The organism is Kitasatospora sp. NPDC048286 (genome assembly GCF_043201735.1).
Lineage (GTDB): Bacteria > Actinomycetota > Actinomycetes > Streptomycetales > Streptomycetaceae > Kitasatospora.
Window position 1 is genome coordinate 185563 of sequence record NZ_JBICZE010000008.1, and the last position, 12767, is coordinate 198329.

General features: G+C 73.7%; 13 protein-coding genes. 5 read left to right on the plus strand and 8 right to left on the minus strand.

Translation table 11 applies throughout. The features are described 5' to 3' along the window. Positions 1–57: 57 nt before the first annotated feature. Positions 58–834 (plus strand): NAD(P)-binding domain-containing protein, encoded by a 777-nt coding sequence (locus tag ACGF13_RS20945; protein WP_392877176.1) that lies wholly within the window; start codon positions 58–60, stop codon positions 832–834. 162 nt (positions 835–996) lie between these two features. Beyond that, complete coding sequence (locus ACGF13_RS20950) at positions 997–2085, plus strand: branched-chain amino acid aminotransferase (protein WP_392877178.1); 1089 nt, start codon at positions 997–999, stop codon at positions 2083–2085. A 44-nt stretch (positions 2086–2129) separates the two neighbouring features. On the opposite strand, the gene ACGF13_RS20955 is transcribed toward ACGF13_RS20950, so the two are convergent. The 8 genes from ACGF13_RS20955 to ACGF13_RS20990 form a co-directional block, all read right to left on the minus strand. Then, a complete protein-coding gene (locus ACGF13_RS20955) occupies positions 2130–3707 on the minus strand; it encodes a long-chain fatty acid--CoA ligase (RefSeq protein ID WP_392877180.1) in 1578 nt (525 codons plus the stop codon). 38 nt (positions 3708–3745) lie between these two features. Continuing rightward, entirely contained in the window at positions 3746–4708 is a 963-nt protein-coding gene (locus ACGF13_RS20960; protein ID WP_392877182.1) for an alpha/beta fold hydrolase, read from the minus strand. Next, positions 4705–5670, minus strand: coding sequence for a beta-ketoacyl-ACP synthase 3 (locus tag ACGF13_RS20965; protein ID WP_392877184.1), 966 nt, complete (start codon positions 5668–5670; stop codon positions 4705–4707). The genes ACGF13_RS20960 and ACGF13_RS20965 overlap by 4 nt, the downstream gene beginning before the upstream one ends. Beyond that, positions 5667–6479: an enoyl-ACP reductase FabI gene (gene fabI / locus ACGF13_RS20970; RefSeq protein WP_392877186.1), complete on the minus strand. Its 813-nt coding sequence runs from the start codon at positions 6477–6479 to the stop codon at positions 5667–5669. Before fabI ends, ACGF13_RS20965 begins: the two co-directional genes overlap by 4 nt. Next, the gene (locus ACGF13_RS20975; protein ID WP_392877188.1) at positions 6479–7783 is read right to left on the minus strand and encodes a beta-ketoacyl-[acyl-carrier-protein] synthase family protein; all 1305 of its coding nucleotides are present in this window, start codon (positions 7781–7783) and stop codon (positions 6479–6481) included. Before ACGF13_RS20975 ends, fabI begins: the two co-directional genes overlap by 1 nt. Continuing rightward, entirely contained in the window at positions 7780–8034 is a 255-nt protein-coding gene (locus tag ACGF13_RS20980) for an acyl carrier protein (RefSeq protein ID WP_392877190.1), read from the minus strand. The genes ACGF13_RS20975 and ACGF13_RS20980 overlap by 4 nt, the downstream gene beginning before the upstream one ends. Positions 8035–8103: 69 nt before the next feature. Beyond that, positions 8104–9210 (minus strand): radical SAM protein, encoded by a 1107-nt coding sequence (locus ACGF13_RS20985; RefSeq protein ID WP_392877192.1) that lies wholly within the window; start codon positions 9208–9210, stop codon positions 8104–8106. Between the two features lie 50 nt (positions 9211–9260). Beyond that, complete coding sequence (locus tag ACGF13_RS20990; protein ID WP_392877194.1) at positions 9261–9980, minus strand: Phenylacetic acid catabolic protein; 720 nt, start codon at positions 9978–9980, stop codon at positions 9261–9263. Positions 9981–10367: 387 nt separating this feature from the next. Here ACGF13_RS20990 and ACGF13_RS20995 point away from each other — a divergent pair, with 387 nt between their 5' ends. The 3 genes from ACGF13_RS20995 to ACGF13_RS21005 all read left to right on the plus strand — a co-directional run bounded on the left by ACGF13_RS20995 (position 10368) and on the right by ACGF13_RS21005 (position 12607). Next, positions 10368–10826 carry a PaaI family thioesterase gene (locus ACGF13_RS20995; RefSeq protein ID WP_392877196.1) on the plus strand — a complete coding sequence of 153 codons (459 nt, stop codon included), beginning with the start codon at positions 10368–10370 and terminating at the stop codon, positions 10824–10826. A gap of 140 nt (positions 10827–10966) precedes the next feature. Beyond that, entirely contained in the window at positions 10967–11134 is a 168-nt protein-coding gene (locus tag ACGF13_RS21000; protein WP_392877198.1) for a hypothetical protein, read from the plus strand. Positions 11135–11323: 189 nt separating this feature from the next. Then, complete coding sequence (locus ACGF13_RS21005) at positions 11324–12607, plus strand: MFS transporter (protein ID WP_392877200.1); 1284 nt, start codon at positions 11324–11326, stop codon at positions 12605–12607. The last annotated feature ends 160 nt before the right edge of the window (positions 12608–12767 follow it).

The window sequence follows — 12767 nt, forward strand, 5'->3', positions numbered from 1 at the left end:
CGGCGGGCATGAAAACATGCTTTGTCGGAATATCGCAGACAGCGGAGGCAGTGACCAATGAAGCGCATCGGCATCATCGGAGTGGGCGAGATCGCCCGGGCCATCGTGATGGGCCTGCAGGACGGGGACGAGCCCGGGCCGGAGGTCCTCCTGTCCCCACGGGGCGCCCGCACCGCCGCCGAGCTGGCCGAGCGGTACCAGGACGTCCGGGTCTGCGCCGACAACCAGGAGGTGGTGGACCGCTCCGACCTGGTGATCCTCGCCCTGCGCCGCCAGGACTGGCGCGCGGCCCTGACCGGGCTGACGGTGCCCGACGACCGGGTCGTGGTCAACGTGATGCCCGGCGTCGGCACCGCGGAACTGCGCCAGGTCCTGGCCACCGACGCGGAGGTGACCCACGCCATCCCGCTGCCCACCGTCCGCGAACGGCGCTGCATCACCGTGGTGTGCCCCTCGCACCCCGATGCGGACGCCCTGTTCGACCGGTTGGGCGGGGCGCTCCCGGTCGCGGACGAGGCCGCCCTCAACGTCTTCTCCGCGCTGACGTCGACCCAGACCACCTACTACGCCTTCCTCACCACGCTGGTCTCCTGGGCCGCCGGCCAGGGCATCCCCGCCGAGGACGCCGACCGTTTCGTCCGCAGCCTCTACCAGGACGCCGGGCGCACCCTGGGCGACGAGACCCGTTCCCTGCAGCAGCTCGGGTCCGAGCACGAGACCCCGGGCGGGAGCAACGAACGCGTCCGCACGACCTGGTTCGACCAGGCCAACACCGAGGCCCTGCGCACCACCCTCGACGGCCTCGTCGCCCACCTCCACGGCGGCGACGCGTAGCGCGAACACCCCCGAGCCGTCGGCACCGAGGGGGCCGGCGACTCGGGGCGCGGCCGGGTCGCGCCGTATCACGTCCGGCTGACGACCGTTAGCATGACGGGTATGGCGCCGGAGGTTGGCGCCGGTTCGCACAGATTCCACAGCGGTGTTGAGGAGTTGACGATGAGTCGCGCATTCCCTCTGGTCCGGAGGAACGATCCCGTCCCCGAGGAGGAGCGACGCACCATCCTCGCCGCACCGGGGTTCGGGAAGTTCTTCACCGACCACATGGCCTCGGCCACCTGGACGCCCGCCGACGGCTGGCACGACCGCGAGGTCTCCGCCCTGGTGCCGTACTCGCTGCACCCGAGCGCCGCCGTGCTGCACTACGCCCAGGAGATCTTCGAGGGGCTGAAGGCGTACCGCCACGCCGACGGCAGCGTCTGGCTGTTCCGCCCGGAGTTCAATGCCCGCCGCTTCGCCCGCTCCGCCGAGCGGCTCGCCCTGCCGGTGCTGTCGGAGGAGGACTTCCTCACCAGCGTCGAGGAGTTGGTCCGCGCCGACGAGGCGTGGGTGCCGGACTCCGCCGACGAGAAGAGCCTCTACCTGCGGCCGTTCATGTTCGCCTCCGAGGCCTTCCTCGGTGTCCGGCCCGCCGAGCAGATCGCCTACTCGGTCATCGCCAGCCCGGCCGGCCCGTACTTCGCCGGCGGTGTCACCGGCATCACGCTCTGGGTCAGCAGCAACTACACCCGCGCCGGGCGGGGCGGCACCGGCGCCGCCAAGTGCGGCGGCAACTACGCCTCCAGCCTGGCCGCCCAGTTGGAGTCCCGGAAGCACGGCTGCGACCAGGTGCTGTTCCTGGACGACACCGGCGGCGAGGGCGACCTGGAGGAGTCCGGCACGATGAACCTGTGCCTGGTCACCTCCGACGGCGAGCTGGTCACCCCCGCGCTCGGCAACATCCTCGACGGGGTGACCAGGGACTCGATCCTGTCCCTGGCGGGCGAGTTCGGGCTGACGCCGGTCGAGCGCTCGATCACCCTCTCCGAGCTGCGCTCCGGTGCCGCCGACGGCACGGTCACCGAGGTGTTCGCCGCCGGGACGGCCGCGGTGGTCACCCCGATCGTCGGATTCAAGGGCGAGGGCTACGAGTTCACCATCGGCAGCGGCTCGCCGGGCAAGCAGACCCTCGCGATCCGCGAGCACGTGCTGGACATCCAGTACGGGCGTGCCGAGGACGTCCACGGCTGGATGCGCCGGGTGGTGTGACCACCCCGGGCGGCCCGGCCGGGCCGCCCGACTCCCGAGCCCGCTCAGTTCCCGAGCCGGCCCGCCTCCCCCTCGGGCACGACGACCTCGCGCTTGAGGATCTTCCCGGTCGGCCCCTTGGGCAGGGCGTCCACCGTCCAGACCAGCCGCGGGTACTTGTACGGGGCCACCCGCTCCCGGACGAAGCCGCGGATCTCCTCCGGGGTCGCCGACGCGCCCTCGCGCAGGACCACGGCGGCGGCCACCTCCTGGCCGTGGGTGGGGTGGGGGACGCCGACCACCGTGGCCTCGGCGACCGCCGGGTGCTCGTACAGCACGTCCTCCACCTCCCTCGGGTAGACGTTGAAGCCGCCGCGGATGATGACGTCCTTGCGGCGGTCGACGATCCGGAAGTCGCCGCGCTCGTCGCGGGTGCCGAGGTCCCCGGTGTGCAGCCAGCCGTCCCGGACGGTCCGCGCGGTGGTGTCCGGCCGGCGCCAGTAGCCCTTCATCACGTTGTGGCCGCTGATCACCACCTCGCCGACCGTACCGTCCGGCACCTCCTCGCCGGACTCGTCGACGATCCGCATCCGCACCCCCTCGATCGGGATGCCGACGGTGCCCGCGATCCGCTCCCGGTCGCTGCGGTTGGCGCAGGCCAGCGGCGAGGACTCGGACAGCCCGTAGCCCTCCAGCACCACGCAGTCGAAGTCGGTCTCGAAGCCGCGCAGCACCTCCGGCGGCATCGACGCGCCGCCGCCCAGGCACACCCGCAGGGAGGAGACGTCGTACCCGGCGCGCTGCGGATGGGCCAGCATCAGGGTGTACATGGTCGGGACGCCGAGGAAGACGCTCACCCGGTCGCGCTGGATCACCGAGAGCGCGCCCAGCGGGTCGAAGCGCGGCACCAGGGTCAGGCAGGCGCCGACGGACACCGCGCAGTTGAGGCCGAGCACCTGGCCGAAGGAGTGGAACAGCGGCAGCCCGCCGAAGATCACGTCCCCCTCGACCAGGCCCAGGACCTGGACGCCCGCCCGGATGTTGCACACGATGTTGCGGTGGGTCAGCTCGGCGCCCTTGGGGGCGCCGGTGGTGCCGGAGGTGTAGAGGATGACCGCGGTGTCCTCTCCCCCGCGTCCCCCGTTCTCCGGCGGGCCGGCCGGCTGCCGCGCGAGCGCTGCGGCGAGGTCGGCCGGCTCGACGGGGACCAGCCGGGTGCGGGTGCGCCGCGCACCCTCGACCGCCTGTTCGGCGCCAGCGTGCCAGGCGAGCAGCAGTGCGGCCTCGGCGTCGGCGAGGCAGTGCTCGATCTCCCGGGCCTTCAGCAGCGGGTTCATCGGGACGACCACCGCTCCGGCGCGGAGGATGCCGTAGTACAGCACCGCGAACTCCGGGACGTTGGGCAGCAGTACGGCGACCCGGTCGCCGGGCGCGACGCCGAGCGCGGTCAGCCAGTGCGCGGCCCGGGCGCTGCGCGCGTCCAGCTCGGCGTAGCCCAGCACCTCCTCGCCGAGCCGCAGGACGGGGTGCTCCGGACAGCGGGCGGCGGTCGCGGTGAGCAGGTCGGGAATGCCGTGCGGCAGGTCGGGAGAGCCGTGCGGCTGGTCGGAGCTTCGGTCGGACGGGGCGGGGACGGCGGACATGCGGACGCTCCTCGGGGCGGCAGGGCTCGGTCTGATCCTCATACGGTCGGGCGGACGCCGCCGGGCGACGCGGCGGTGCCGTCGGCGCCCGCGGCGTCGTCGGCGCCGGCCATCTCACCCGCAGCCTCTCCGGCACCGGCGGCGGCGAGCATCCACGGGGCGATCCGCTCCACCAGCCCGCGGTTGTGCCGGATCCAGCGGAAGTGGTCCAGCGGGCGCCCGTCCGCCCGCTCGGAGGTGTAGCTCCAGCGCTCCACCCGGGCCGAGCCGAGCTTGGCGCACAGGTGGTCGACGGCCCGCGGCGGGGCGAGCTCGTCACCCTCGACGTCCACCGCCAGCACCGGCAGGTCGACCCGGGCCAGCGCCCGTTCGTAGTCGGTGACGGCGCCGCGCGCCCGGTAGCGGCCGGTGCGCATCTGCCGCGCCCAGTCCCGCATCAGCCGGGCCGACTCGCGGCCGCCGAAGCCGAAGCGCTCGCCCGGCCAGTGGCCGACCGCCGCCGAGGCGACGATCGAGAACTGGCTCAGCGCCAGCCGGCGCAGGCCCGCCCGTACGCCGAAGGTCCGGTACCAGGCCGATCCGCCGGCCACCAGCACCACGCCGGCCAGCCGGGGCCGGAAGACACCGCAGTGCACCAGGCCCAGCTGCCCGCCCAGGCTGTGCCCGAGCAGCAGGCGCGGCGCGCCGGGGAACGCGGCGGCCACCGCGTCGAGCACCGCCCCGAAGTCGTGCTCGACCAGCTCGCGGAAGCCGAAGGCGACCCCGCGCCGCGGCACCGGGCGGCTCTCGCCGTGGCCGCGCAGGTCGCAGGTGGCCACGCTCAGGCCGGCCGCGTGCAGCGCGCGGACCAGCGGGGCGTAGTGCCGGGCGGCCGTCCCCATCGCCGGCAGGACGGTCACCACCGGGGCGGCCGGCTCCGGCCGGGCCAGCGCCCGGACGGTGATCCTGGCCCCGTCGGGCGCGGTGATCTCGGCGATCACCGGGAACCGCGGCGTCCTCACGTCCGCACCTCCCGCTCGGCGCCGGCGCCCGGCCGCCAGCCGATCACCCCGGCGCCCCAGGTGATGCCCGCCCCGAACGCGGCGAGGCCGAGCAGCCGGGGGCCGTCCAGCAGGCCCTCCTCGCGGGCGTGGGTCAGGCCCAGCGGGATCGAGGCCGCCGAGGTGTTGGCGACCCGGTGGACGTTCAGGTACAGCCGCTCCGGGGGCAGCCCCACCTCCTTGCCGACCGCCCGCACGATCCGGGCGTTGGCCTGGTGGGCGACGAACAGGTCGAGGTCCTCGCAGGTCAGGCCGCGCCGGCCGAGCACCTCCCGGGTGGCGGCGGACATCTTCTCCACCGCGTGGTCGAACACCTCCCGGCCGTCCATCCGCAGCTTGCGGTCGTCCCGGTCGGCGTAGAGCAGCGGGATCTGCTCGCCGTCGCTGCCGAGCGAGAAGCACGGGTCGGGCGCGCCGGGCACGTCGGCGACCACGGCGGCGCCGGCGCCGTCGGCCAGCAGCACCGCGGTGCCGCGGTCCTCGTGGTCGGTGATCCGGGTCAGCGCGTCGGCGCCGCAGACCAGCACCGCCTCGGCCCGGCCGGTCTCGATCAGCGCGGCGGCGTGGTCCAGGCCGTAGACGAACCCGGCGCAGGCCGCGTGCAGGTCGAAGGCGGTGGCCCGTGGCATGCCGAGCCGGGCGGCGACCTCCACCGACACGCCGGGGGTGACTCGGTCCGGGGTGATGGTGGCGACCACCACGTGCCGGATGCCGGCGGCGCTGCGCCCGGCGTGCCGCAGTGCCCGCTCGGCGGCGGCCACCGCGAGGTCGGCGAGCCGGCCGTCCGGCGCGAGGAAGCGGCGCTCCTCGATGCCGGTCCGTTTGACGATCCACTCCGGGGAGGCGCCGATCCGCTCGAAGTACGCGTTGGGCACGACCCGTTCGGGCAGGGCGGCGCCCACGCCGACGATGGCGGGCGTCATGCCGCGCCTCCTTCGGCGAAGGCCGGGCCGGTGCCCATCCGGACGGCGTGCATCCCGCCGTCGGCGTGCAGGATCTCCCCGCTGACGGTGGCGGCGAGGTCGGAGAGCAGGAACAGCACGGGGCCGACCACCACGGCCGGGTCGGTGCGGTCCCAGCCGAGCGGGGCCTCGGCCTGCCAGCGGTCGGCGATCCGGTCGAAGGTGCTGATCGCCTGCCCTGCGACGGTCTCCACCGGGCCTGCGGCCACCAGGTTGACCCGGATGCCGGACGGGCCGAGGTACATCGCCAGGTAGCGGCAGACCGCGCCGAGGGCCGCCTTGCCCACGCCCATCCAGTCGTAGCCGGCCCAGGCGCCGCTGGCGTCGAAGTCCAGCCCGACGACGCTGCCGCGCCGCCCGTCCGCGCCGAGCAGCGGGGCCAGGGCGGTGGCCAGCGAGTGCAGGGAGACGGCCGCGGTGCGCAGCGCGAGGCCGGCTGCCTCCGGCGGGGTGGTGAGGAAGTTGCCGCTCAGCGCCGTCTGCTGGGCGGCGGCGACCGCGTGCAGCACGCCGTCGACCCCGCCCCAGCGCCGTTCCAGTTCCTCGGCCAGCCGGGCGAAGTCCTCGGGCCGGGTGACGTCCAGCTCCAGCACCTCGGTGGGGCGGGGCAGGACGCCCGCGGCCTTCTCGGTGATCCGCCGGGCCCGGCCGAAGCCGGTGAGCAGGACCTCGGCGCCGGCTTCCTGGAGCGCCCTGGCGGTGTGCCAGGCGATGGAGTCCTGGTTGAGGACGCCGGTGATCAGATAGCGGCGTCCGGGGAAGCCGAGCATCACTCCTGGCCTTTCGTCGTACCGGTCGTACCCGTTGCACCGGTTGCACCGGTTGCACTGGTCGCACCGGCCCTCCCGGCCGGGGCCGGTGCCTCGGCTGCCGCCAGCACCAGGGCCGCGTTGTGCCCGCCGAACCCGAAGGAGGTGGAGAGCCCGACCCGGCGGCCGCCGGGCAGGGTGGGGGCGGCGAGCGGGGTGGCGCGGCGGATCAGGTTCAGCGGGCCGAGCCGCTCGTCCGGCTCGCGCAGCCCGGCGGTGGGCGGGGCGGTGGCGTGGCGCAGCGCCTGCAGGGTGGCGATGGCCTCCACCGCGCCGGCCGCGCCGAAGAGGTGGCCGGTGCCGGCTTTGGTGGAGGACAGCGGGACCTCCTCCACCACCGGTCCGAGGGCCAGCCGCAGCGCCTCGCACTCCGCGCGGTCGTTGAGGACGGTCCCGGTGCCGTGCGCGTTGAGGTAGCCGAGCTGCCCGGGGGTGACGCCGGCCGCGTCGAGGGCCAGGGTGACGGCCCGGGCCGCGGGTTCGCCGGTCGGGTCCGGGGCGGTGAGGTGGTGGGCGTCGCAGGTGGCGCCGTAGCCGAGCACCTCGCCGAGCACGGTGGCGCCCCGCGCGGCGGCGCCGGCCGCGGTCTCCAGGACCAGGATTCCGGCGCCCTCGCCGATCAGCAGGCCGTCCCGGTCGCGGTCGAAGGGCACCGACCGGCCGCTCTCGGACAGCGCGCCGGCGGTCCGGAAGGCGGCCCGCACCAGTTCGGAGGTGGAGGCCTCGGCGCCGCCGACCACCACCGCGTCGGCGGCGCCCGCGGCGAGCAGCAGCAGGGCGGTGCCGATCGCCTGAGTCGCACTGCTGCAGGCGGAGGCCAGGCAGAGCGCCTCGCCGCGGAAGCCGTGCTGCCGGGCGATCTGCGAGGCCGCGGCGTTGGCCATCATGGCGGGCACCATGAGCGGGGAGACGAACTCCCCGCCCTGCTGCCGGTGCACCTCGGCCTGGCGCTCGAAGCTGGCCGTTCCGCCGAGCGCGCAGCCCACCACGCAGGCGATCCGCTCGGCGGGGTAGGGCGGCGGGCCGTCCGTCCAGCCCGCCTGGGCCAGGGCCTCGGCGGCGGCGACGAGCGCGAGCTGGGTGAAGCGGTCGGTGCGGCGGATCTCCTGGCGCGACAGGTGGTCGGCGGGCCGGAAGTCCCGGCAGAGCCCGAGCCCGTCGGCGAGTCCGCTCTCCCCGGCCACCGCCCGCCGGTGGAGTTCCTCGGCGCCCACGCCCAGCGGGGTCACCGCGCCCAGGCCCGTGACGACGGCCCGGGGCCTCACTCCAGCCCGGCCTTCCGGCAGCACAGGGCGAGCACCTCGCCGACGGTGTACAGCCGGTCGAAGTCCTTGGGCTTCACCGGGATGTCCAGCTGCTTGCGGATGGACTGGCTGAGTTCGACCAGGTCGAGCGAGTCGATCTCCAGCTCGTCCAGGGCGGCGTCGTCGACGATGCCCTCGCGGTCGACGCCGAGGTCGACCAGGGCGTCGACGACGAAGGTCTCGATGGCGGTGCGGTCCAGTGTGTCGGGCATGGCTCTCCTCGTCCGCGCGGGGCGGCGGTGGCGGTGCGGGGGACGTACGGGGCGGGTGGCTGTGGGGGCTCAGGCCTTGGTGGCGTGGTACGGGGCCCAGTGCCACTGCCGCCAGTAGCTCTCGGCGATGTCCAGCCACTGCTCCAGCCGGGCCGCGTCGTCCAGGAAGCGGTTGGCGCTGACCACCAGCCAGCTGTAGACGGCCTGGCTGTCCCGGCAGCCGCCGCAGTCGCCGGAGGTGCAGCAGAACTGGAGCGACTCGTAGTCGGCGCCCCAGACGTTGAAGCCGGGGATGACCGGGTTGCCGTTGGCGACGCGGTCCTCGTGCTCGGGGGCGTCGACGCTGAGGCTGGGGCACACGTCGTAGCCGAACCTGCCACCCCAGTGCGTCCGGCCGGTCACCAGGGTCCGGATGAAGTACGGGTGGCTCACCACCGCCTGCGGGTACAGCTCCTTGACCCGCAGGGCCTCGTCCAGCACCCGCCGCTCGTCGGCGATCCTCAGCGGGGTCTCGGTGCCGTGCTCGCTGTAGAAGTTGAAGGTGACGATGTTGCCGTTCTCGGCGATCTTCCGCACGGTGGGCTCGATGTGCTCGACCCCGGCCTCGGAGAGCGCGTAGATGAACAGCACCCGCTGGTCGTCGCGGTAGTGCGAGAGCGCGGTGTCGAAGAGGCCGGTGAACTTCGAGCCGTTGACCCGGATCGCGCGCAGGTCGTCGTCGAGCGGGCCGCCGCCGAAGATGCTGACCGCGATGGCGATCTTCTCGAAGCCCTGTCTGGGCATCGGGCGCAGGCCGTTGGTGGAGATGGTGACGTACGGCAGCTGTTCGACGAAGGCCTCGATCCGGCGCGGGACGAGGGTGGGTTCGCCGCCGATCAGGGTGGCCTGGTTGACGCCGTCGTCCGCGAGCTTCCGGGCGAAGGCCCGGATGCGGTCCAGGTCGGACAGTTCCCTGACGGCCGTGTCGAAGCCGCCCTCGAAGTACCAGCAGCCCTTGCAGCGGATGTTGCAGGTGTTGGTGAGGTGGACCTCGCAGGAGCGGACCTCGCGGCCCAGTCGGCGCAGCCGGTGCAGGCGCTCGGCCAGGTCGGGCCGGTCGGCGATGAGTTCGGCGGTGCGCGCCTTGGCCTCGCGTCGGCTCAGCGGGCGCTGTTCGATGGTGACGGGTGTTGCCATGGGCAGTGGGCTCCTCGGGAGTCGCGGGATCGGCGTGGGGGCGGTTCCTGCTACTCCGGGAGGCGCAGACCCAGGTTCTTGATCCGCGGGGTGACCTTCTCCCGCCACAGGTCGCAGGCCTCGCCGTTGGTGGTCTGGCGCAGGCCGAAGCGGACGGCCAACTTGGCCCGTTCGGAGCGCGGGCTGCCGAAGATCCGGACGAAGGTCGGCCACAGCCGGTCCAGGGCCTGCTGGAGCTGTTCGCGGCCGTCGTCGGTGGCGGCGAGGTTGCGGCACACCCGGGCGCCGTGGGCGATGTGCACCTTCTCGTCGAGGATGATGGTGCGCACCGCGTCCGCCCAGGGCCGGTAGCTGCTCTGCGCGAACTCGGAGATCATCACCATCGCCGTCTCCTCCCCGATGTAGGAGAAGATCCCGCGTTCGGCCCAGGTGGTGCAGTTGTGGAACTCCTGGGCGCGGAACAGGTTCCGCTCGGCCAGGGTCTGCGTCTCCATGTAGCTGGTGTCCACGCCGACCTCGGCGAGGACCCGCTTGCCGATCTTGTAGTGGTCGTACTCCTCGGCGGCGCGCTCGGCGCAGACCTGCCGCTCCTCCGCGTCGGGGGCCAGCGGCAGGAAGACCTGCACGTAGTCGTCGCCGCCGGAGAGCTCCCCTTCGGTGTTGACCACCATGCCGCGGATCGCGATCTCGCGGTACTCCTCCGGCATCGCCAGGAACTCGTCGGGCGTACGGACCACCACCGCCTCGTCGTCCGGAATGGAAATCCCCATGGCGCGACACCCCGTTTCTGAAGCAGGACACGGACGCAGGTGGGCAGCCGGGGGCCCGCTTCCGCCGAGGCCCTCGATGACGACCGCAAGGAAAGAGACGCCGCCCCCCAGCGGCCGGCGGAGCTCCACACCGGCTCCGCTGAACTTGCTCGGAGCGTAGGTGCTGCATTTTGGGCCGAACAAGGTCCCTCACGAATCATGCCGAGCGGATCCGGCCATCCGGGGCCTCCGGAGCGGCTGGTTCCGGCCATGACGACACCGGCATGACATGCGCAATTACCCTTCCCTTAACGGATCTTGGCGGATGACCACGGCGAACGAAGCTGGCCGGAAGCAGGCCTGGAGCGCCCCGGGCGCACCCCCGGACCGACGGTTACGCTGACCTCCATGACCACCGACGCGAACACGGCGGTCGCCACCGTCGACGTCCTTCTGGGCCCCGGCCGGCTCAATGCCCTGATCGCCGACCAGTTCCCCGACTACGCCGCCTGCCGGGTGACCGAGGTGGACGGCCACACCCTGACCATGGCGGTGGACGGCGACCGGCTGCGCGTCCGCCCGGGCGGCACCGTCTCGGGCCCGGAGCAGGCCGGGCTCTGCGACCTGGCCGCGTTCCTGCTGATCAACGCCCGGCTCGGGCCCACCCTGATGGCACTGACCAGCTCGCTGCAGATCAGCTTCCTCAACCGGCCGAGGCCCGGGGCGCTGCGCGTGCGCGCCAGGACGGCCAAGTTCGGGCGGCGGCTGTGCGTGGTGCTGGCCGAGCTGCTGGACGCCGACGACGTCCTGGTGGCCAGCGCCACGCTGACCTACGCGATCCCGCCGGCCCGGCCCGAGACGGCCTGACGGCACTCCCCCTTTTCGGCCCCGTCCGCACTGCCGTCGCCCCGACCCCGACGGCGGGACGAATCCGACATCGCGAATACGGGGTGGGGTATATTGGAGTGGTGGCCCCGCCCCTGGGGGCCGGGAGAACGGAGAACGACATGTGCCGACGAGTCGCCTGCCGCAGCTGCGGGAAGCCGACCTTCGCCGGGTGCGGGATGCACGTGGAGCAGGTCCTCGCCGGGGTGCCCAGGTCCGCCCGCTGCGACTGCGCCGAGCAGGGCCGCGCGGGCAAGGGCTGGCTGGGCAGGCTCTTCGGACGCCGCTGACCCGCACCCCCTTCCCGTCCGTACGCCAACAACCGGCCAGGATGGCGCGAAAGATGACAGTAAGTCGGCCGAGTCCACGATCTTTTGGACATGGAATGATCAAAGTATTGATCTAACGCCCGTTCACCTCTAAGTTGCGGTGCAATGTCACACTGAACCGCCATATATGGCGTGCCCGGGGGGACTACCGTGCCGGACACCGCAGTCGAAGCACCACACCAGCCCGCGAGCAAGTTGCCCCGGGTCTTCTACCGGCTGGCCGCAGGCGACGCCCTCTCCACGTACGGGAGCCAGCTCGACCTGGTCGCGCTGAGCCTGTTCGCCTACGAGGCCGCCGGGAACGCGCTCGGCACCGCCGGGTACCTGGTCCTACGGCTGGTCGGCGGCCTCGGCGGCGGACTGGTCGCCGGGCGGCTGGTCGCCCGGCTGGACCGGCGCCGGCTGATGACGGGCTGCGCCGCGGCCCAGGCGCTGGCCCTGGTCGTGGTCGCCCTCGCCCCGGCCTCGGCGCGCATTCCGGTGCTCTACCCGCTCGCCCTGATCCTCGGCGGCGCGGCCGCGGTCTGCGCCGTCTCGCTGCGCACCAGCATCCCCGAGATGGTCGGCGCCGACCGCCGCGCCCGCGCCAACAGCCTGATGGCGAGCTGCCGTTCGACCGCGATGGTGCTCGGCTTCGCCTCCGCCGGCGTGGTGGTGGCCTGGGCCGGGTTCCGCGCCGCGCTGCTCATCGACGCGGCCAGCTTCGTCCTGTTCGGCGCGCTGGTGCTGCGGCTGCCGCTGCCCACCCGCGCCGCACCGGCGGACGCGCCCGCGGCCGCAACGGAGCAGCCCGCGGCGGAGGCGGAGCGACCCGCGCCGACGGCCAAGGAGCGCCGGCGCCGCTGGCAGGCACTGATCGTCCTGCGGGCCACCCCGGTGGTGGGCGCCATGGCGGGCATCCGGCTGCTGGACGCCTTCGGCTCGGCCGCCCACAACATCAGCCTGCCGGTGTTCGCCAACCAGTCCTCCCCCGGCAACCCGGCCGCACTGCTCGGCACCTTCTGGGCCACCTGGGCGATCGGCAACCTCGCCGCCCAGCAGCTGGTCTCCCGGTTCATGCTGCGGCGCGGCATCGAGCCCGGCGAGCGCGGCTTCGCGCTGGGCACCTGCCTGATGTCCGCCTGCTTCATCCTCGTCTTCACCGACCTGCCGACCCCGCTGTTCCTGGTGGTCGCGATCGGCGCCGGCCTCGGCGACGGCTTCACCGAGATCTCCTACACCACCCGGATCCAGGCGCTCGCCGACGAGCGGCGCGGGGAGGCCTTCGGCATCCTCGCCTCCGCCGAGAACGTCGGCATGGGCACCGGGATGCTGCTGAGCGGCTCGCTGCTGGCGCTGCTCAGCCCGCTGACCGTGGTCGGCGTCTCCCACGCCGTCCCGATCGTGCTGGCGCTCGGCTTCCTGGTGCTGGTCTCCCGCACCCGCCGCCGCTGAGCGCACCTCCCCAGCACGCTTCCGCACCACTTCACCCCCGCACCGCCGCTGCTCCGCACCCCGGCGCCCCCGCGCCGTCCGCGCCACCCGTCTCCGCTCCCCTCCCTGCCCCGGGGCGGCCCACACCCGCGCCCCGGCACCGATCCGAAAGGTGCCGAAC